General features: G+C 57.6%; 16 protein-coding genes and 1 pseudogene. 11 read left to right on the plus strand and 6 right to left on the minus strand.

The window, feature by feature from the left end:
- Nucleotides 1–80: 80 nt before the first annotated feature.
- Both OZX62_RS02935 and OZX62_RS02940 read right to left on the minus strand, forming a co-directional pair.
- Nucleotides 81–851: a (S)-acetoin forming diacetyl reductase gene (locus OZX62_RS02935; protein WP_277176523.1), complete on the minus strand. Its 771-nt coding sequence runs from the start codon at nt 849–851 to the stop codon at nt 81–83.
- A 95-nt stretch (nt 852–946) separates the two neighbouring features.
- Complete coding sequence (locus OZX62_RS02940; RefSeq protein ID WP_277176524.1) at nt 947–1,813, minus strand: glycosyltransferase family A protein; 867 nt, start codon at nt 1,811–1,813, stop codon at nt 947–949.
- Between the two features lie 56 nt (nt 1,814–1,869).
- On the opposite strand from OZX62_RS02940, the gene OZX62_RS02945 reads away from it, so the two are divergent.
- The 9 genes and pseudogenes from OZX62_RS02945 (at nt 1,870) to OZX62_RS02985 (ending at nt 12,211) form a co-directional block, all read left to right on the plus strand.
- Nucleotides 1,870–3,594, plus strand: a complete 1,725-nt coding sequence (locus OZX62_RS02945) for an AI-2E family transporter (RefSeq protein WP_277176525.1) — start codon at nt 1,870–1,872, stop codon at nt 3,592–3,594.
- 1 nt (nt 3,595) lies between these two features.
- Complete coding sequence (locus OZX62_RS02950; RefSeq protein ID WP_277176526.1) at nt 3,596–4,819, plus strand: glycosyltransferase family 2 protein; 1,224 nt, start codon at nt 3,596–3,598, stop codon at nt 4,817–4,819.
- A 51-nt stretch (nt 4,820–4,870) separates the two neighbouring features.
- Nucleotides 4,871–6,385 carry a D-alanyl-D-alanine carboxypeptidase gene (locus tag OZX62_RS02955; protein ID WP_277176527.1) on the plus strand — a complete coding sequence of 505 codons (1,515 nt, stop codon included), beginning with the start codon at nt 4,871–4,873 and terminating at the stop codon, nt 6,383–6,385.
- 9 nt (nt 6,386–6,394) lie between these two features.
- Complete coding sequence (tilS, locus tag OZX62_RS02960; RefSeq protein ID WP_277176528.1) at nt 6,395–7,483, plus strand: tRNA lysidine(34) synthetase TilS; 1,089 nt, start codon at nt 6,395–6,397, stop codon at nt 7,481–7,483.
- Nucleotide 7,484: 1 nt separating this feature from the next.
- Nucleotides 7,485–8,048 (plus strand): hypoxanthine phosphoribosyltransferase, encoded by a 564-nt coding sequence (gene hpt, locus OZX62_RS02965; protein WP_277176529.1) that lies wholly within the window; start codon nt 7,485–7,487, stop codon nt 8,046–8,048.
- On the plus strand, nt 8,045–10,210 hold the full coding sequence (ftsH, locus tag OZX62_RS02970; RefSeq protein ID WP_277176530.1) for an ATP-dependent zinc metalloprotease FtsH: 2,166 nt from the start codon (nt 8,045–8,047) through the stop codon (nt 10,208–10,210). The genes hpt and ftsH overlap by 4 nt, the downstream gene beginning before the upstream one ends.
- Nucleotides 10,211–11,131: 921 nt before the next feature.
- Nucleotides 11,132–11,302, plus strand: a pseudogene (locus tag OZX62_RS09995) (2-amino-4-hydroxy-6-hydroxymethyldihydropteridine pyrophosphokinase); the annotation flags it as partial.
- The gene (locus OZX62_RS02980; protein WP_277176533.1) at nt 11,299–11,847 is read left to right on the plus strand and encodes a DUF3180 domain-containing protein; all 549 of its coding nucleotides are present in this window, start codon (nt 11,299–11,301) and stop codon (nt 11,845–11,847) included. The pseudogene OZX62_RS09995 and the gene OZX62_RS02980, both read left to right, overlap by 4 nt.
- Nucleotides 11,848–11,926: 79 nt before the next feature.
- The gene (locus OZX62_RS02985) at nt 11,927–12,211 is read left to right on the plus strand and encodes a hypothetical protein (protein WP_277176534.1); all 285 of its coding nucleotides are present in this window, start codon (nt 11,927–11,929) and stop codon (nt 12,209–12,211) included.
- 117 nt (nt 12,212–12,328) lie between these two features.
- Here the strand turns inward: OZX62_RS02985 and OZX62_RS02990 are convergent, their stop codons facing one another.
- Nucleotides 12,329–13,267 (minus strand): acyl-CoA thioesterase domain-containing protein, encoded by a 939-nt coding sequence (locus OZX62_RS02990; RefSeq protein WP_277176535.1) that lies wholly within the window; start codon nt 13,265–13,267, stop codon nt 12,329–12,331.
- A 153-nt stretch (nt 13,268–13,420) separates the two neighbouring features.
- Nucleotides 13,421–15,097, minus strand: a complete 1,677-nt coding sequence (gene ettA / locus OZX62_RS02995; RefSeq protein ID WP_277176536.1) for an energy-dependent translational throttle protein EttA — start codon at nt 15,095–15,097, stop codon at nt 13,421–13,423.
- Nucleotides 15,098–15,424: 327 nt separating this feature from the next.
- Here ettA and OZX62_RS03000 point away from each other — a divergent pair, with 327 nt between their 5' ends.
- On the plus strand, nt 15,425–16,315 hold the full coding sequence (locus tag OZX62_RS03000; protein WP_277176537.1) for a dioxygenase: 891 nt from the start codon (nt 15,425–15,427) through the stop codon (nt 16,313–16,315).
- 47 nt (nt 16,316–16,362) lie between these two features.
- Here OZX62_RS03000 and OZX62_RS03005 read toward each other — a convergent pair whose 3' ends face one another.
- Complete coding sequence (locus tag OZX62_RS03005) at nt 16,363–16,779, minus strand: peptide deformylase (RefSeq protein WP_277176538.1); 417 nt, start codon at nt 16,777–16,779, stop codon at nt 16,363–16,365.
- 332 nt (nt 16,780–17,111) lie between these two features.
- On the opposite strand from OZX62_RS03005, the gene OZX62_RS03010 reads away from it, so the two are divergent.
- Nucleotides 17,112–19,178 (plus strand): DEAD/DEAH box helicase, encoded by a 2,067-nt coding sequence (locus OZX62_RS03010; protein WP_277177008.1) that lies wholly within the window; start codon nt 17,112–17,114, stop codon nt 19,176–19,178.
- A gap of 159 nt (nt 19,179–19,337) precedes the next feature.
- On the opposite strand, the gene OZX62_RS03015 is transcribed toward OZX62_RS03010, so the two are convergent.
- Nucleotides 19,338–20,078, minus strand: a complete 741-nt coding sequence (locus OZX62_RS03015; RefSeq protein WP_277176539.1) for a glucose 1-dehydrogenase — start codon at nt 20,076–20,078, stop codon at nt 19,338–19,340.
- Nucleotides 20,079–20,149: the final 71 nt, after the last annotated feature.

Genomic DNA, 20,149 nt, shown 5'->3' on the forward strand with positions numbered 1-20,149 from the left:
GACCATTATAGAAATAAAAAATGTGGATGCCGCATTGAAGCGGGCATCCACATCGTATGTTCAGTTGAGCGAGATCAGACTCACTGGAATTGCATGCCGCCGTCGACGATCAGTGTCTGGCCGGTGACATAGTCGGAATCCGGCCCGGCGAGGAAGGAGACGGCCGCAGCCACGTCCTCCGGCTCGGAAAGACGGCCGAGTGCGATGTCCTTGGAGAAGGTCGACATGCCCCACTCGTCGCTCTTGCCGGCGTTCTTGCCGACGTTGTGGGCGATATCCATCATCATCGGGGTCTTCACGATGCCAGGCGCATAGGCGTTGGCGGTGATGCCCTCGGCGGCGAGGTCGCGAGCGGCGACCTGGGTGATGCCGCGGATGGCGAATTTGGTGGAGGAGTAGAGCGTCAGGTTCGGATTGCCAACCACGCCGGCCTGGCTGGTGGCGTTGATGATCTTGCCCTTGGTCTTGTTCTCGCGGAACTTGCGCACCGCGGCCTGGATGCCCCAGATGGTGCCCGCCACGTTGACGTGCACGACCTTGTCGAACATCTCGGGGGTGATGGTCTCGATCGGGGTGGTGGGGCCGAGGCCCGCGTTGTTGACGATCACGTCGAAGCCGCCGAGCTTCTCGGCAACGTTGTCGACGGCGTCGCTGAACGCCTTCTGGTCGGAAACGTCGAGACCGACGGCCAGGGCCTTGCCGCCCGCCTTCTCGATGTCATCGGCCACTGCCTGAGCCTTGTCTTTGTTGAGATCGGCTACGGCCACGGCAAAACCATCATTGGCCAATCGCTTGGCGATTGCCTCACCGATGCCTTGTGCTCCACCTGTTACCATTGCAACTTTTGTCATGATGAACTCTCTCCTCTGAGTGATTGATAATGTGACATAAATTACTATATTCTATATTCTGCCTAAATTCACCCATTAGATGTTACCGTTAACAATCAATGGGTCTGGATTTGGCTCTGTTCCTTGCGCCAGATGCGTCGGGCCGGATCGATGTGTCTAAAACGCAGGTAATTCTGGTAAATCGGATAAAAGGCACGCAACAAAGGGTAAAGCGCGTAAAGCGTGCGTTCGGTATCGTGCGCCCGGGTGTGGTTCGGGTGGGCGTCGAACGTGTTCTTGAATCGTTCCATATATTTGCGGAACGAGGCGAGCGGGGTGTCCATGCGGCGCGCAGAGACCCCGGTGATCATATGCTCGCAATACACCGTTTTGAGCCCCTGGTCGAGCAGGTGCAGCGAAATATCGATGTCCTCATGCATGATGTCGGCCTTGTCGCGGCACACCTTGTCTTTGATTTTTCCCCAAGCACTGGAACGCACCGCCATGTTCGAGCCGAACAGCAGCACCTTGTCGTCGTCCGCTCGGTAGGTGACCTTGCGCACCTTGTTGTCGCCTTCCAAGCCAAGGTGTTTGGCGGGCATGTCGTAATAAACCGCTGGGCCGGTGGCGCCCATGGCATTCGGGTCGCGATCGAAGATGCGGGTGACGACCTCGACCCAGTCGGGCTTGAGCATGCAATCCGCGTCTATGCGGCCGAATACATCGCCTTTGGCGACGGAAAAACCAAAATTACGTGTGGGAATAAGCCCTTGCTCGTTATCCTGATGGACTAATCTGACGCAAGACGAACCGGAATGACGGTCAATGAATCGCTTGACGAGTTCGCAGGTCCTGTCGTTCGACTTGTTGTCGACAACGATAACCTCGTAAGGGGCCACCGACTGGCAGACGGCGTTCCTCAAACAGTCGACGATGCGGTCCTGCTCGTTGTAAGCAGGTATCACGATAGAAACATTGACCATGATATACGAGGATATTCCTAGTTGTCTACACATGGGACGGGGTAGGATTGGAAATCATGAAGAAACGTGGACAGGAAGATGGCGGCAGCGAGAGCCAAAAGATCGATTTCGCGTCGGTTTTTCCGCAGAAGGGGGATTCCCGCCGTCCGCCGGATTGGTGGGGCCGGGCCCTGCTTTATACCGCGATAGCCGTTTTCGTCTGTATCTTCCTCTTCAGGTCCTGGAGCAAGGTCTCGTTCATCGTCCTTGACATCGTCATTTCCGTTTTTGTGGCACTCGCCATGGAACCGTTGGTGGTGCGTCTGGTCCGTCATGGTTGGAAACGTGGGGCGGCTGCGGCAGTGACGTTGGTTGGTCTTATCGTCGTGGTCGTGGCGCTGCTGGGGATGTTCGGCAACATGTTCGTGACTCAGATGATTTCGATGATCAAGGGGATTCCCGACCTCTACGAACAGGCGCGTGGTCTGGTGAGCCAATATACCGATTTCAAGCTCCCGGAAATCTCCAATCTCGGCAGCGAAATCGCCAAAAACGTACAGACCTCGTGGGTCACCGATTTCGCCGGTCAAGCGTTGAGCACCACCATGGGGCTTTTCAGTGCGTTGATCAATATTCTGACCATCGTCATGGTAACGTATTATGTTTCGGCCGCCGGCCCGAAAATGCGCAGAAGCCTGTGCCAATGGCTCGGCCCGGTCACCCAGCGCCGCTTCCTTCTGGCTTGGACCATCGTGCAGGACCAGATTTCCGGTTTCCTCTTCTCGCGTACCATTCTCGCCGCCTTTAACGCCTTCTTCACCTCGATATTCCTGATGATTATCAAGGTGCCCAACTGGTTGCCGTTGGCACTTTTCTGCGGCATCGTCTCCCAGTTCGTCCCGACCATCGGCACCTATATCGGTGGCGCGCTGCCGGTCATCTTCGCTTGGTCTTCGCGAGGTTTCATCTATGGGGTTGCCGTGGTTGTCTTCATCGTCATCTACCAGCAGATCGAAAACCTCATCATCTCGCCGAAGGTCTCCCAGCGCACGATGGACCTGAACCCGGCCATCGCCTTCCTGTCGGTGCTCGTTTTGGGAGCCGTGTTCGGTGCGCTCGGCGCGTTCCTTGCTTTGCCCATCACCGCCAGCCTGCAGGCCCTCTTCAAGGTGTATACCAAGCGCTATGAGCTTGTGGAGTCGCCGCTGATGAGCGATCCGGTGCCCGTCAAGAAGTCGAAGGTGGTCGCCGGGGCCGAGGCGTTCAACGAACACGTGGTCCAGCCGGTCGCCCAGCGTATGCCACGTGCCGCGAAAGGTTCGAGCGCCAGGGTTCCCGTCGACGACAACCTGCGCAATATTCGCGACGAGGTCTATCGACTTTCCGCCGAATCGAACGGGAAAACCACGAGCCATGACCTCGATGAATCCGAGACCATGGCCATTCCCAAGGGTGTGCTTTCGGATTCCGGAAAAGCGATGCGTAAGAAAACGCTCAAAGGCACCGGGGACGAGGATAGTGATGAGCTTGATACCCAGGAATTGAAGCAGGGCAAGATTAGGGGTGGTGCCGGCGGCAGTGCCTCAGCTGGTGCTCGTAATGGCAATACTGCAAGTAGTGCCGTTGCCGGTGGCACCGGTAATGGGAAAGGCGGGAAATCCGGGGCGAAAGCCAAGGGTGCCAGTCAAGGTAAAGTAGTCAATGACAAAGCGGACGAGGCCGACAAAGCCGGGCGCAACAAAGCGGTGAACGACAACACCGACAACGAAGCTGCGGACAACCCAAGGAGCAGGTGGCACTGAGATGGTATTGCTGAATATCCTTGACATCCTGATGTTCATTCTGGGTGCCGTAAGCCTCGGCTACCAGGCGGTCTGCATTGTCGCGTCGCTCTTCCACCACCGTATTACATTTCCTGCAGCACCGATGGACAAGCGCTATGCCGTCCTGATTTCGGCACGCAACGAGGAAAACGTCGTGCCGAACCTCATCGATTCCATCCGGGCGCAGACCTACCCTTCCAAGCTTGTCGACATCTGGCTGGTGGCCGACAACTGCACCGACAACACCGCTGAAGTGGTGCGTTCCATGGGATGCAACGTCGTCGAACGGCACAATATGGAGCAGGTCGGCAAAGGCTACGCGCTGACCTACCTGCTCGACGCCATGATCGAGAAGGGCGTGGCCAACGACTACGACGCCTTCTTCGTTTTCGACGCCGACAACCGGCTTGACAAGCACTATATCGAGGAAATGAACAAGGCCTTCCAATCCGGCTTCAAGATCCTGACCAGCTATCGCAACTCCACCAACCTTTCCGACAACTGGGTTTCCTCCGGCTCGGCGCTGTGGTTCATCCGTGAATCCCGCTTCCTCAACAACTCGCGTATGCTTTTCGGCTCCAGCTGCCACGTCGGCGGCACCGGGTTCATGTTCTCCCGCGAGGTGATGCAGCGCAACAACGGCTGGAAATTCCACCTGTTGACCGAAGACCTCGAATTCACGATGGACTCCGTCCTGCACGGCGACCGCATCGGCTACTGCGGCACGGCCATCCTTTACGACGAACAGCCCGATTCCTTCGGCCAGAGCTGGCGGCAGAGGCTGCGTTGGAGCAAGGGATTCCTGCAGGTTTTCCGCTATTACGGGCCGCAGCTGATCAAGCGGGCGGTGCGCGAGCGCGATTTCTCGGCCGTCGATTTCACTATGCTCATCTGCCCGTTCACCGTGCTTGGTGTATTGCGTGTGGTATTCGGGCTTCTTTTCGCGGCTTTCGGCTTCGTTTCATGGTCGAGCCAGGTCACCTCGCTGGCCAGTTGGGTGGTCGGCGGCGGCCTTGGCCTCTTGGGCATGATGTTCCTGGCGGCTCTCACCGTCTTTGCGGAACGCGGCCAGATCGGCGCTTCCAACAAGGAGCTACTGGCTTACGTGCTGAGTTTCCCGATTTATATGGCCAGCTACGTGCCGATTTCCTTCCAGGCCATCTTCTCGAAGGCCCAGTGGAAGCCAATCGAGCACAAGGGTTAGTTCCGGGTACGTTAGGGGCTGGTTTTCTTTGTTGAATATCGAGGAGTGGTTGTGAATAGATCGGGATCATCGCATTCCGGGCACGGGGCGCACGCGCGTAAGACGGTGAATGTCACACGCGGCCGTGCATGGCGCATCGTCGTCTCCGTTTTGGTAACTTTGCTGCTCGTGGCGGGCTATTTCGTGGCCGATATCAACGGGGTGATGCCAGGGCCCTTGACGATACTTCCCGCAGGGAAAACGGCATCCACGCTTTCCGGTTCCGTGCGTAGTGCCAAATCCATAGCAGGTTCGGCGGACCTCAACAAGCCGATAGACAAAAACGCGGCCGAAGCGGTGATCAATGCCTTTGCCGCGACACCCGGATTGGGCAGTGATTTTTCGCTTGCCATCGCCGACGCCGACGGCAAGATCGTCGATTCGCATGCTGCAGATACACCGCGTGAACCGGCTTCGACCATGAAGACGTTGACTGCGCTGGCTTCTTCTTCGATGCTTGATATGGGCTCGAGCTTCCATACCGATGCTTTGCTGGATTCTGTGCCTGCCGGTGCCGGCGTTGCCGGCGGTGACGCCTTGGGAGGCCAAACGCAACCAGCGGGCCTGACGCTCAAATCGGACGGGGACATGCTGCTCGGGGCAGGGCAGAGCGATCCCAACCATATCAATGGTAGAGCGGGACTGGCCACATTGGCCGATGAAACCGCGACGGCGCTTAAAAAGCGCAACATCACTCAGGTCCGCCTCAAATACGACGACACGCTTTTCGGTTCCGTGCGTTCCCCGGCCGACATCGCTTCCAACAACCCCGGCAACACCAATTTCACCGGTATCTCCTCGATGGCCGTGGACGGGGGACGGCAGTGGGGAGGCGCGGACCACGACCCCGACCTCTACACGGAATATCCGGAACTTTCCACCACCCCGGCGCACGACGCAGTGGCGACGTTCGGTTCCCTGCTTGTCCAACGCGGCATCGGTGTGGACGGCGATATTGCCAGTGACAAGCCCGCGAAGAATGCCAAACGTGTCGCGACGGTCACCTCGGCGACGCTTTCCGAGATCATGGCCTTCACCTTGCGCCATTCCGACAACACTCTGATCGAGGAGTTCGGCCGGCTTCTGGCGCTGAAAACCGGGGCCGCCGACAGTCCGGAAGGTGCGACCCAGGCCGTCAAGTCGAGGCTAGACAAGCTTGGCGTCGACACGACAAACCTTCACATGGCCGATTGCTCCGGGCTTTCGGAAGGCTCGACGCTGGAGGTCAAAACGCTCGTCGAAGTGCAGAGCCACAACCTCAAAACCGGCCCGGGCGCGGCCGCAGCCGAGGGGCTGTCCATTCCCGGCTTGGTGGGCACCGCCAGGAACCGACTGGAGGATCCGAGCGCGGCAGGGCTGCTGCGCGTCAAATCCGGTTCGCTCGATCAGGTGACTTCGATGGCCGGCAACGTCTCGCGCAAGAACGGCGGAGTGCTCGCCTTTGCGGTCGTCGTCAACAATCCTCAGGACTACGGGGCCGCCAAAAGCGCGGTCGATACCTTCATTTCGGCGCTCGCCGGGCTGTGAGGGCGCGATATGGCATATTCGGCGACGATGAAAAAGGCGATTGGCGACGTGCGCAGCGCCCTTGCAGCAGTGGGGATTTCACGGCAAAGCAATCGTTTCGCCGAGCACGGCGAGCATGCTCCCGAAGCCGATGCTCCCACGATTCTGGTGGCCTGCTCCGGCGGCAGGGACTCGCTGGCACTTGCCGCCGTGAGCCATATCGTCGCCGGCTTGCTAGGGGTTCATTGCGGAGCGGTCATCGTCGACCACCAGCTCCAGGCTGGTTCCGACAAAGTCGCGCTCGCCGCCGCACAACGTTGCAATGGCTTGGGTTTGGATCCCGTCATCGTACGAACCATCGAGGTCGAAGGTAGCGAAAGCGGCCGGAGCGGGGAAGACGCGGCGCGGCAGGCGCGATACGATGCCATCGTCGAAACCGCGCGGGATACGGTTGCCGCGGCGGTCTTGCTGGCGCATACCCGCGACGACCAGGCGGAAACCGTTGTGATGGATGTCTTGACCCGCTCGGCCGGTATCGACGCGTTGGCAGGCATGCCCCCGACTTTCGTCCGCGACGGTGTCCGTTTCGTCCGTCCGTTTCTTGACTTGAGCCGTGCCCAAACCACTGCAATCTGCCGGGAACGGGATATGAGTTGGTGGGACGATCCGACGAACGGCGACGATGTGCCGGCCGATCAGCCGTTACCGCAGAACTATCCGCTGCGTTCCCGCGTGCGACACACCCTGATGCCCTATCTGTCTAATTTTTTCAATGGCGATGTTTCCGTCCATCTGGCGCAAGGAACCACCATCTGCCAAGAAGACAAAGACTTTCTTGAGACCGCCACGAATGAAGTGTATTGTAAATCCGTTTCATGGAATATGCAAGGTGCCGCAGCCGTTATGCTCGTGAAACCGCTTGCGCAAGCCCATCCGGCCATTCGTCGCCGCGCCATTGCCCGGGTGCTCGCCGAACTTGGCATACCGTTGAGCAAGCGGCATGTCCTCTCCATCGAAGCGTTGGTGATCGATTGGCATGGCCAGGGCACGCTTTCGCTTCCCAGCGGATATTCAGTCAATAGGCAGAAACACGTCATTCGCGTGTGTAAAAATGGGTGATATGCAAATTGCGGATGTACAGGACGAGATTGACCATGAATTGGTGTCGAAAGCACAGATTGAGCGCAAGATCGAAGAGGTGGCAGCGCAGGTAAGCAAGGATTACGCGGGTAAGGATCTCTTGCTTGTGGCCGTGCTCAAGGGGGCCATTAACACGCTGGCCGCTTTTTCACAGGCGTTGAGCATCAATGTGCAGATGGATTTCATGAGTCTTTCAAGCTACGGTGAAGGCTTTGAAAGCAGCGGCAAGATTACCATTCGTCAGGATCTTTCCTGCGACGTCAAGGGCCGCGACATCCTGATCGTCGAAGACATCATCGATTCCGGATATACCCTCGACTGGCTTACCCACGAACTGAAAAAGCGAGGTGCCGCGAGCGTCGAGGTGTTTGCGCTGCTGGAGAAACCTTCCCGGCGCGAGGTCGAGGTACCGCTGAAATATAAGGGTTACGAAGTACCCGATGAATTCGTGGTCGGTTTCGGGCTTGACTATAAAGAGCATTTCCGCAATCTTGATTCCATTGCGGTTTTGAAGCCGTCAGTCTACCAAGGAGAAGCAGCATGAGCTATCCTCAGAATCCCCGTAACCCCATGGGACCGATGGGTAACCCGAACGGACCGAACAACAATAACAACAATCCTTTCAACCCCTTCAACCAGGGCAACAATCCCAATAACCGCAACAACCGGAATAATGGCAACAACGGCAACAACCGTCGTAACAACAACAGCAACAAGGGCGACCGGAACCCCAATGACAAGCGGCCGTTCTGGCAGTCGCCCATACTTTGGATCGTCGTTCTGGTCCTGCTGGTCTTCGCCGGTTTCGAACTGTTCAATTCCAACGGCACGCAGACCATTGATACCCAGGATGGCATGACGCTGGTTGAAAAAAACGGAGCCAGCCGTATCCAGATCATCGACAACAAACAGATGGTCAAGCTCAAGCTTCACAAGAACTTCAAAAAAGTCGACCCGAATACGAAGAACAATCACGATTACGGTCGCGACGTCCAGTTCTACTACACCCAAGCCGAAGGGCCCGAGGTGTTGAGCGCCGTCAAGAAGGCCAAACCGAAAGACGGCTGGACTGCGGACATGCAGTCCGATTCCATGGTGGCCTACCTGCTTTCCACGCTGCTGCCGTTCGCCATTCTTCTGCTGCTGTGCTGGTGGCTTTTCCGCAGCATGAGCGGCGGTATGAACGGCATGCTCGGCATGGGCGGCAAGAAGGACAACGGCAAGCTTCTGGATGGGCAGACCCCGACCACCAAGTTCTCCGACGTGGCCGGCGAGGAAGCCGCCGTAGCCGAAGTCGAGGAGATCAAGGACTTCTTGAAGGATCCTTCCAAGTACAAGGCACTTGGCGCTCGTATCCCGCGTGGTGTGCTGCTTTATGGCCCTCCTGGAACCGGCAAGACGCTGCTTGCACGAGCCGTGGCGGGCGAGGCTGGCGTGCCGTTCTATTCCATGGCGGGTTCCGACTTCGTCGAGATGTTCGTCGGTCTCGGTGCCTCGCGTGTGCGTGACCTCTTCGACGAGGCCAAGAAGAATGCGCCGGCCATCATCTTCATCGATGAGATCGATGCCGTCGGCCGCAAGCGTGGCTCCGGCATGAGCGGCGGGCATGATGAACGCGAGCAGACCCTGAACCAGCTGCTCGTTGAGATGGATGGTTTCGACAACGACACCAACCTCATTATCATCGCCGCCACCAACCGTCCGGACGTTTTGGACGAGGCGCTGTTACGTCCCGGCCGTTTCGACCGTCAGGTGGCCGTTGAGGCCCCGGATCTGGAAGGCCGCGAGGAGATCCTCAAGGTCCACGCCAAGGGCAAGCCTTTCGTACCCAACGTCGATTTGCATACCGTAGCTGTGCGTACGCCCGGCTTTACCGGTGCCGATCTGGCCAACGTGTTGAACGAGGCTGCGTTGCTTTGCGCCCGTGTGGGAGCCCAGCTGATCGACAACCGCGCCATCGACGAGGCCATTGACCGCGTCCAGTCCGGACCGAAGCGCCAGTCGCGCGGTATGGCTTTGGACGAGATGCGCAACACCGCCTATCACGAGGGTGGTCATGCGCTGGTCGCCGCCGCGCTGCACCACACCGACCCGGTGACCAAGGTGACGATTCTGCCGCGAGGCCGCGCCTTGGGCTACACCGCCGTCATGCCCACGCAGGATCGCTACTCCCAGTCCCGCAACGAGCTTTTGGACCAGATGGCTTACGCCATGGGCGGGCGCACCGCCGAAGAGGTCGTTTTCCACGATCCGACCACCGGTGCCTCCAACGATATCGAGAAGGCGACGCAGATCGCCCGCAAGATGGTCATTGAATTCGGTCTGTCTTCCAAGCTTGGTGCCGTTAAATGGGGCGATTCCGAGCACGGCGAAGATTCCGCCAACAACTTCATCCATGATTACTCCGAGCGTACGCAGGATGTCATCGATGAAGAGGTGCACGGCATGATCGAGACCGCGCACACCGAAGCGTGGCAGATCATCACCGAGAACCGCGACGTGCTCGATGAGCTTGTACGTCAGCTCTTGGTCAAGGAAACCCTGAACGAGAAGGAGCTGAAGGTCATCTTCGCCAACCTCAAGATGGCTCCGGAACGCAAGCTTTGGCTCTCCGATTCGGCTCGCCCGGATTCCGAGATTCCGCCGGTGCCGATTCCCGAATCGCTGAAGCGTTCGGTCGGCATGAAGCCGGAAGATTCCGAGTGATTTATGTCGAATCCATTGATTGATGATTCGCAAGATTCGAGGGGCGTGACAGCTGATGGCACGCCCCTCGGCGTTCAAGCGCAGCTTTCGCTCTCGTTCGACGAGACGTTGAGTGAGGACGTCGCTGCCGGTGCCGAAATATGGCAGCGAATGCTTCAAGCCATTGCCAGCGGAAAGATACGTGCTGATGTCACGGTGAGGTTCGAGGATACCGGCGATGGTGGCCAGAATACTGATGGCGGAAGTGCCGGTGCTGAAGGGCCTGACAGCAGCGTTATAGCTGCTATTACACTTTCTGATGTTCCGGTAACGCTTGGTGCAGGCAGGATTGCCGACGAAAACGGCAGCGGAACGTCAAATATGGCTGAAAGAGTCGCTCCCACCAAGGCTTCGCTGGCCGGGGCGACGATAGCCGAGCAGCAGCGTCGGGACGAGGCCGATAAAAAGCAGGCCCGGCAGCAGGACAATGCCGATGACGTCTATACGGTTCCACGCCGCGCCATTATCGCCATGCGCAGCAAGACCAATGACGCCGCCAAGCGTTTCCGTTCCGTTATCGTTTCACTTGACGCGGTGCCAGGCAACCAGGTCGAGGGTATTTCCCCGCTCTACCAAGTTATGGGCATCGACAGTTCCGATGCCAGCGCCGCCGTCATCCAACTCACCACGAAACTGAAGCCACAGGCCATCGTCGCGTTGCTCGATTCCCTCTCGGCCTCGCACGAAGGTGCCGTCAAGTTGCGCCTGGTTGACGTCGAGGGTGAGACGATGAATTCGCAGGGTGTAGACGAAAACGTGGGTGTCAAAGCGAGCAATAATGACACTGACAATACTGGTGATAGTACCGCTGGTAATGCTGCTCAAAACGCGGCTCAAAATGATGCCGAAAATGCTGCCGAGAACATCGCGTATGCCATCGAACTGCCGTTGGCGGCGGCGAAAAAGCAGGCCGAAATCCTTGCGCCGTGGCTCGATATGGACCCGGATGCAAGGCTTGACGGCGACCCGGTCTCCTTCCTGCTCGCGATGGCACCCGATGCCGCGCGCGTCGGCAAGGTGGATGACCGCTGGATACTGGGGGAGACGCAATGAGTGCACGACGGACCCCCTGGTGGTATTACGTAATCGCGGCGCTGATTGGCCTGTTGTTCGGCGCGATACTGGTCAAATCCGATGAAATGAGCGGGCTTTCGTTGCTCGGCGCTCCGTGGTTCGTCGCGTTCGTTCTGATATTGCTTGGTGCGGTAGTGCTGATACTTGCCCTGCAAGTGCACCAATACGCGATAACCGATCCGCGCAGACGCAAAAGCTGGATTGACCCGACCAAAGCCGTCTACACGCTGGTATTGTGCAAGGCGCTGGGCATCGCCGGGGCAGGACTCGCCGGGTGGTATCTCGCGCAGGCCCTGCTGTGCCTTCCCCATTGGAGCATTCCGTATTTTCAGAACGTGATTACCCAATGTGCTGTGACCACTGTCATCTGCATTGCCGACATGGTGGTGGGCATCGTCGGCGAATGGCTCTGCCAGCTGCCGCCGAGTGAAGGCGCCGAAAACCCGAAGATCAAAGCCGCCCAGCGTCGCGAACGTCAGCGTAAGCTCGCTGCCGGAGGTTCTATGAGCAAAAGAAGCGATTAGCTGACTCGCAACGCCTCGAACGTTTAGTTCGCAACGCACCAAATATCTGACCGGTAACGTCTGAACCATCAGACTGGCAATGCTTGAAACGAAAGGACACAACGAAGTGCTCACACGAACGTTTGAAAAGAACGACGAACCGTACGATCTGTTGATTTCTGATCCGCAGCAAGCGGACTCTGGGGAATTCTGGACAAAGGTGACGTTGGAGTGTGACAGCGACATCGTGTGGTCCCATCAAATCGGGGGCATAGATGGTATCCAATCGACATTGTTGGCTTTGGGGATCGCACGTAGACTGCTCGAGAGCGACGGCGGCTTCACGTTCCTTGACAGCCCGGACCTGATGCTTCCCGGTTTTTAATAGCGGGGTTAAGACTCGGCAGACTGTATAGAACAATTCGGCGGATGGATTGGCTTTAGTGCTGTTCCATCCGCCGAATTATTTGGTTTTGATAACCCTACAAGCTTTACACGAGATTTACTTCTTCCCGTCGTTTTTCTTGTCGTCTTTCTTTTCAGGTACGCGAATGGTGGCTTCTTGCGTCATCGCAGCCAACAACCTACCATCGGCCGAATAGACTTTGGCGATGCCCAAAGCACGGCCGTGGCCGGCCACCGGGGCATCCTGCACATAGAGGTGCCATTCGTTCATGTCGATATTGTCGTACCACCACATCGAGTGGTCGATCGAAGCGTAGAAAATACCGGGCGTCGAAATGCTCAGACCCGCGCGGCGCAGGTCGGGCTCCATCATCACCTGATCGCATTCCAGCGCCAGCAGCGCGCGGTAGACGTTCTGTGAGGCCGTCACCGGGCTGGCCATGCGCATCCACACCATCTGCTTGCCGGAATCCTTGTCGGCGCTTTCCTTGTCGGGTTCGAGCATGACGGTTGAGCCGATGTGGCGGATGTCGAACGGCGACTGCGAGGAATAGTATTTGGCGAACCCGGATTTGTCGGCGTAAGGCTCCATGAGGTCTTTGGCGCTGGTCAGCGTTTCCGGATTCGGCAGGTTCTTGGGCATATCGTCGTTGAATTCCACTCCGGATTGACCGGCCTTCTGCAGGCTCACCGTCGCGGTAAAGAGCAACTGTTTGCCCTGCTTGGCGTCCACGCGGCGTGTGGAGAAGGAACGACCATCTCGAAGCGATTCCACCTCGTAGCGGGTTTCTTCGTCGAGCTTGCCCACCTTGATGAACGTGGCATGGATGGAGTTGGCGACCTTGTCATCATCGGCGGTATCGGCCGCGGCAATAATGGCTTGTGCGGTCATCTGGCCGCCGTAGATGCGTTCGGTGGGATAGTAGAGGTTCGTGGCGTCATGGAAGACGGTGCGTCCGTCCCGCTCTTCCCCGGCTTTGAGCTTGAGCGCCTCAACCGCTTGCTGCGCTGCGTCGCTTGCCTTGACTTCCGCCATGTCACTCCTCGATTCCGTCGAATGAACGCTTATGCGAGTCTATCCGCGCCGCCCAACTTTCCGTCTGGATTACGCCAGTATCTGAACTTGTCGAATTTTGCTTATATACAATGATGTCCCAATCATAATAATTGGGACATCACAGATCATCTATCATCTGGTCAGCTTGCGATGGATGCGATGGGGGCGGGAGGCCTCTTCGCCCAGACGCTTGACCTTGTCTTCCTGATAGGCCTGGAAGTTGCCTTCGAACCAGTGCCACTTGGCCGGGTTGTCGTCATCGCCCTCCCACGCGAGGATATGCGTGGCGATGCGGTCGAGGAACCAGCGGTCGTGGGAGATGACCACGGCGCAGCCGGGGAATTCGATAAGCGCGTTTTCCAGCGATTCCAGCGTTTCGACGTCCAAATCGTTGGTGGGCTCATCGAGCAGCAGCAGGTTGCCGCCCTGCTTCAGCGTCAGCGCGAGGTTCAGGCGGTTGCGCTCGCCGCCGGAAAGCATGCCGGTGAGCTTCTGCTGGTCGCTGCCCTTGAAGCCGAAGCTGGCGACGTAGGCGCGGGTCGGCACTTCGACGCCGGCGACCTCGATAAAGTCGTTGCCGTCCGAAACCGCTTCCCAGAGGTTCTTGTTCGGGTCGAGGCCTTCGCGGTTCTGGTCGACGTACGAGATCTTGACGGTCTCGCCGATCGTAAGCTTGCCGCTGGTAAGCGGTTCCTTGCCGACGATGGTCTTGAACAGTGTGGACTTGCCGACGCCATTGGGACCGATGATGCCCACGATGCCGTTGCGCGGCAGGGTGAAGGAGAGGTCGTCGATGAGCACACGGTCGCCGAACGCCTTGTGGATATGTTCGGCCTCCAGCACCTGCGAGCCCAGACGCGGCCCCGGTGGGATGACGATTTCGGAGAAGTCCAGCTTCTTGGAGTTGCGCGCCTCGTTCTCCATCTCGTCATAGCGCTCGAGCCTGGCCTTGTTCTTGGCCTGACGGGCCTTGGGCGAGCTTTTGACCCATGCGATTTCGTTCTTCAGGCGTCGGGCAAGCTTGGCGTCCTTGGCGCCCTGGATCTCCATACGCTTCTCTTTGGTCTCCAAGTAGGTGGAGTAGTTGCCTTTGTACGGGTAGAGGTGACCGCGGTCGACCTCGCAGATCCATTCGGCCACGTTGTCCATGAAGTAGCGGTCGTGGGTCACGGCGATGACGGCGCCTTTGTAGGAGTGCAGGAACTGTTCGAGCCAAAGGATGGATTCGGCGTCGAGGTGGTTGGTAGGTTCGTCGAGCAGCAGCAGATCAGGAGCCTCCAGCAGGAGCTTGCACAGCGCCACACGACGGCGCTCGCCGCCCGAGCAGACCTTGACAGGAGTATCCGGATCGGGGCACTGCAAGGCGTCCATTGCCTGTTCGAGCTGGGAGTCGATGTCCCAGCCGTCGGCCGCGTCGATTTCTTCCTGCAGCTTGCCCATCTCGGCCATCAGCGCGTCGTAATCGGCGTCCGGATTGGCCATTTCCTCGCCGATTTCGTTGAACCGGTCAACCTTCTTGGTGATGTCGCCGAAAGCGGCCTTGATGTTCTCGCCAACGGTTTTATCCTCGTCAAGCGGCGGCTCCTGCTGCAGGATTCCGACGGAATAACCGGGTGTCAGCTTCGCTTCGCCGTTGGAGACGGTCTCCTGCCCGGCCATGATCTTAAGCAGGGTCGACTTGCCCATACCGTTCGGGCCGACGACGCCGATTTTCGCGCCCGGCAAAAAGCTCAGGGTCACGTCGTCAAGGATCACACGGTCGCCATAGGCCTTGCGAGCATTGATCATCTGGAAAATAAACTCAGCCAAGTATTCGTTCCTTCGTTCTGATGTGTGCTATGTCTCATTGCGTTTCAAACATTCCGCAAGGTTTGACTAACCCGCGGATTCAAGCCAATTCTGGCATATCGAGTAGACGTTTGAAGGAATCTTAGCGCTCGGTTTAATAGTGGTTTTGTGCGTTTTGTCAAGAAATGTCGTCTGCCCGGGAACAAATCGCTGCGGTGATATGTTGGGTCTGATGATGTGCTCGTTTCAACCTGTGTGTTGTGACGCCATACGATTAAGCTGTATTGGACATGACGGACGCGATTGGCGGATTGAGAAGTACTGGAAACCCGTGAAGGGAGCGGCACGATGGAACAGGAAATGACCAACCTGCCGGCAAATCTGCCGGAAGCGTTGCCTATTGAAAACCCGCTGAGCTCGGCCGATGCCCGGGTTCCGGTGGAGATTGAACAGTCTTCCGGGCTGCTGTTGCAGGGTAGGCGTCTGCGTTCGTTCGCTTATACCACTGACGCTGCTGTAATACATAACACCAATGCCGACGCGATTCTTGCCGTCTATCCGTTCACCGGTCAGCCAGTCATCAACCAGGCCGTGCTTTCCGTGGCGCAGGCCCCGGTTTTCGTAGGTGTCGGGGGAGGCACCACTACTGGTACGCGTGTGCTCGAGTTGGCTGTGTTTGCCGAAATGCAAGGTGTTGCTGGCGTCGTTTTGAACGCTCCCAGTGAAGTCGAGATCGTGCGCGAGGTTGCGATGACCGTGCACGTTCCCGTGATGGCCACGGTCGTGCAATGGGACGATATGGTACAGCGCAAGATCGAGGCGGGCGCGAAGATCATCAACGTCGCCGCCGGCAAGAACACCGCCGAAGTGGTGGCTCATATCAAGGACCGTTACCCGGAGATTCCGGTGGTCGCCAGTTCCGGAGGTTCCGCCGAGTCGATTCGTGAGACTATCGAGGCCGGCGCGAACGCTCTTTCGTGGACGCCGCCGAGCGCAGCCCAGCTGCAGAAACAGATGATGGAACGTTACCGTCGCGGCGAAACCGGGCATGTGGATGGTACTCAAAGTGCTCCAAGCTCGCCGATTCCCAACGTCAATCCGAACGGTACCACCAAGAGTTTCTACACCTCGACGGCCAGCATGGGCCACCCTTATACGGATGTGCCGCCGGTCAAGCAGCCGAGCCCACGTCACAAGAAGCAGACCCCACCCAGCGAGGCCATCGTCGAATCGAACTGAACGCGGATTTCGGTATCGGATTTTCGTTTTCGGTAGGATTTTATTGTTTAGATAAGTATGCCGTTGCAGTGGTCGATTTCGTGTTGGATGATTTGCGCCGTCCAACCACTAAAATTCGCGGTGCGTTCCTTGAACCGCCTGTCCTGATAATGTACGCGGATCGTTTGGAACCGCGTTGTCTTTCTGGTTGATTCAAGTGAGAGGCAGCCTTCCTCGGTCTGGTAAGGTTCTTCTTTTTCGATGATTTCGGGATTGAACATCGTCATCAAGCGGCCGGTCAGCTCGTCGTTGAACACGATGATTTGCTTGCGCTCGCCAATCATATTGGCGGCCATACCCACACACTTGTCGGCGTGCGCTTCAAGCGTATCCTTGAGATTTTGCGCACAGTCCAGATCGTCCAGCGTGGCCGGTGCGCTGGACTGCGACAGGAAGGCTGTTGAGGTCACGATGGGTTGCTGCATACTCGTGTCCTTTGCAAAGTCCCGTGTTTTGTACCCCAATGATAGTATTCGGTATGCCGATTTGTTGTATCGAACCGTAACTGCAGATTAGGTAGGTCCGTCAGGCGCAGGTTATGGGACGGACCTGATATAAGTAATCAATAAGTTCACTCAGCACAGGTTGTGGGGCACGTCTGATATAGTGAATTGTCCATTGAGAAGCCGGGGTCCGCATCTATGAGCGACAGGTCGGCTTCATTTTTTGAAAGGCTATTGTGCCGAAGCGTCGTACTCATAAAAATAATTCAGACAACTCTGCCGATTTCAAGGGCGGAGACTATGCAGGCTCGGAAATGAATAATCCTGATTCTTATAACTCAACCAAATCCAAACAGGCCGAAGAGGTGGCCGAAAGCGCTGCGGCGTACGCCAAGACCGGCGACCAGCCCGAGCGCACCTTTGCCGAACTCGGTGTGCCCGGTCCGCTGGTAAGCGTGCTGGCACGTGACGGCAAAACCGTCGCGTTCCCGATCCAGGCCGACACCCTCGGTGATTCGCTGGCTGGCCGCGATGTTCTTGGCCGCGGCGAAACCGGAAGCGGGAAGACGCTTGCATTTGCTATCCCGCTGGTTACTCGTCTTGGAGAACAGGGCCAGGGCGAGGCCGCGATGCGCGATTTCGAACGCATGGACCGCGGCGACCGCAAAGCGCAGAAGCGAGCGATGCTGCCTCATCCACATGGAATGATTCTTGCTCCTACGCGCGAATTGGTCAACCAGATCAATGAGGTCGTGGCTCCGCTCGCGGCCGCTTATGACATGCAGACTGTCACCATCTACGGAGGGGTGAAATACAGTCGTCAGATTTCCGAGCTCAAGGCCGGCGCCGAAATCATCGTCGCCTGCCCTGGACGTCTCGAGGATTTGCTGCGTCAAGGTGCGCTGTCCATTGAAGACGTGGAAGTGGCTGTGCTCGACGAAGCCGATGAAATGGCCGATATGGGCTTCCTGCCGTCCGTACAGCGCCTGCTTGAGCAGGTCGATCCGAACGGCCAGCGCATGCTCTTCTCCGCGACGCTCGACCATGGCGTCGACAAGGTCGTGAAGCAATTCCTGCACGACCCGAAGATTCACGAGATCGCGCCTGCCGACGCGCAGGTCGACACCATGACCCATCACGTCTTCGAGGTCTCGCAGGGTAACAAATACGAGGTCATCCGCGAGCTGGCCAGCGGCAAGGGCAAGCGCATCCTCTTCACCCGCACCAAGTACCAGGCCAAGAAAATGGCCGACAAGCTGGTCAAGGAGGGCATTCCCGCCGTCGATCTGCAGGGCAACCTTTCGCAGAACCAGCGCGACCGGCATCTGGCTGCGTTCACTTCAGGGGATGTCAACGTGCTGGTGGCCACTGATGTGGCCGCGCGCGGCATCGATGTCAGCGACGTGACGATGGTCGTGCAGACCGAGCCGCCGGAGGATCCGAAATCGTTCCTGCACCGTTCCGGGCGTACCGCACGTGCCGGCGAATCCGGCGATGTGGTGACGCTTGTGCTGCCGCAGCAGCGTCGTGATGCTCGTCAGATGTTGCATCGCGCTGGCATCAAAGTCAAGAGCCAGCAGATTGTTCCTGGAGCTCCCGAACTTGAAGAACTGGTGGGGGAGCATGCCCCGCTGGTCGAAGGCTGGACGCTGACGGTGCCGGTCGTCAATCGCAGGGCCGGCCGCACCGGGCGTGGCGGTCGCAACGAGGGCCGTGGTGGACGTGGTGGTTACGGACGTAAAGATCGTGGCGGGCGTCGTGACCGTAATAATCGGCATGGCGATTCCGGTCGCTCGTTCGGTAAGCGCGGCCGTGAAGATTCGTTCGAAGACGCCGGTGGTCGTGGTGGCAGCGATGGTGGATTCAACGATTCCCGAGATTTCAACGATTCACGTTCCCGCGGTGGGCGCCGTGATGGACACAAGAACCGCAACCCACGCTATGATGACAGCCAAGGCCCGATTGACGGCCGTTCCCCACGCGGTCGTCGCGATGACCGTCGTTCGCGCGGTTTCTACGACGACGATTTCCGCAAGGGAAGCGGCAAGCGGCATCATTCCGATTTCGATGATCGCGGCAAACGTGGTGGCAAGGGCAAGAATCGTTCTTATAGTGGCAAGCGTTCTGGCGGACGCAATGGCGGCTACTCCGATGGTTTTGGTGATTCCTACGGTTCCCGTAAGTCGAATCGCCACGGCGGTTATGGCAAGTCCGGCGGTCGTGGACGTGACGAAGGTTACGAAGGCGGACGCTTCGGTGGCCGCGGACGTGGCTATGACGAAGGCCGTTCCGGCAACCGCAATCAGCGCTCGCACAAGGCCGACGGCTTCCACCGCTCGCACGGCAAGCGCAATTCGACCCCGTTCCGCCGTTCGCGCTGAATAGGTGTTCTTATGGGCATCAATGCATTTTGAAACGATTGCTTTGATATTTAAAAGGGGCGCGCGGTGAACAAATCAAATTCGTTCACCGCGCGCCCTTTGGATTTTAGGATAATCAAGCTGATGCTTGAGAATCTTCAGTCGATATCAACGCAGATATCAGCGAGATCCCCAGCCGCCGTCAACCTTGATTGCCTGACCGGTGATGAAATTGGATTCCTCGGACACGAAGAATTCCACCATATAAGCGATTTCCTCAGGCTTGCCCAACCGGCCCGCCGGAGTAGCCTCTGTGAATTTCTTGGTCATTTCAGGGGAATTGTTGGCCAAAATCGGCGTCTTAATAATTCCTGGAGAGACCACATTGATCTGGATGTTGTTGGGAGCGTAGGTCATGGCGACCTGACGGGACATGGCAATGACGCCGCCCTTTGACGCAGAATAGCTTGGCAGACCTTCCAAGCCGACATGCGCAGCTTCCGAAGCGATGTTGACAATCTTGCCCGAACCGTTCTTCAGGAATTCGGGAATCACCGTTTTCATGCCGAGCATCGTTCCCTTGAGATTGATATTGATGATTCTATCCCAATCCGATTCTTTCAGATCAACGATTTCCACGGCTTCGGAAGTTCCGGCGTCATTGCAAAGCGCGTCAATTCTTCCGAACTCGGAAAGAACCTTGGCCTTGGCAGCATCCCAGTCACTTGCTTTCGATACATCCAAATTCACGGCAAGCGCGGTTCCGCCTGCATCCTCTATGGCCTTGGCGGTTTTCTCAGCGTTCTTGATATCGGCGCAAACGACTTTGGACTCATTACGTCCGAATTCCTTTGCGATTGCTTCTCCGATTCCGGAACCGGCTCCGGTTACGATAACGACTTTGTCTTTGAGACTTGACATTGATACCCCCTTGGTTAGTGTCACAAATCAGAGTAAAAGAAGGTTGAGACTTTTGTGACCTATATCACAAA

It is taken from the genome of Bifidobacterium sp. ESL0690 (assembly GCF_029392315.1).
Classification (GTDB): Bacteria; Actinomycetota; Actinomycetes; order Actinomycetales; family Bifidobacteriaceae; genus Bifidobacterium.

Bases quoted from the DNA above. Each gene is read 5' to 3' on its own strand.
- OZX62_RS02935 (WP_277176523.1), bottom strand. From the start codon at position 851: ATGACAAAAGTTGCAATGGTAACAGGTGGAGCACAAGGCATCGGTGAG.
- OZX62_RS02940 (WP_277176524.1), bottom strand. From the start codon at position 1,813: ATGGTCAATGTTTCTATCGTGATACCTGCTTACAACGAGCAGGACCGC.
- OZX62_RS02945 (WP_277176525.1), top strand. From the start codon at position 1,870: ATGAAGAAACGTGGACAGGAAGATGGCGGCAGCGAGAGCCAAAAGATC.
- OZX62_RS02950 (WP_277176526.1), top strand. From the start codon at position 3,596: ATGGTATTGCTGAATATCCTTGACATCCTGATGTTCATTCTGGGTGCC.
- tilS (WP_277176528.1), top strand. From the start codon at position 6,395: ATGGCATATTCGGCGACGATGAAAAAGGCGATTGGCGACGTGCGCAGC.
- hpt (WP_277176529.1), top strand. From the start codon at position 7,485: ATGCAAATTGCGGATGTACAGGACGAGATTGACCATGAATTGGTGTCG.
- ftsH (WP_277176530.1), top strand. From the start codon at position 8,045: ATGAGCTATCCTCAGAATCCCCGTAACCCCATGGGACCGATGGGTAAC.
- OZX62_RS02980 (WP_277176533.1), top strand. From the start codon at position 11,299: ATGAGTGCACGACGGACCCCCTGGTGGTATTACGTAATCGCGGCGCTG.
- OZX62_RS02985 (WP_277176534.1), top strand. From the start codon at position 11,927: ATGCTTGAAACGAAAGGACACAACGAAGTGCTCACACGAACGTTTGAA.
- OZX62_RS02990 (WP_277176535.1), bottom strand. From the start codon at position 13,267: ATGGCGGAAGTCAAGGCAAGCGACGCAGCGCAGCAAGCGGTTGAGGCG.
- OZX62_RS03000 (WP_277176537.1), top strand. From the start codon at position 15,425: ATGGAACAGGAAATGACCAACCTGCCGGCAAATCTGCCGGAAGCGTTG.
- OZX62_RS03005 (WP_277176538.1), bottom strand. From the start codon at position 16,779: ATGCAGCAACCCATCGTGACCTCAACAGCCTTCCTGTCGCAGTCCAGC.
- OZX62_RS03010 (WP_277177008.1), top strand. From the start codon at position 17,112: ATGAATAATCCTGATTCTTATAACTCAACCAAATCCAAACAGGCCGAA.
- OZX62_RS03015 (WP_277176539.1), bottom strand. From the start codon at position 20,078: ATGTCAAGTCTCAAAGACAAAGTCGTTATCGTAACCGGAGCCGGTTCC.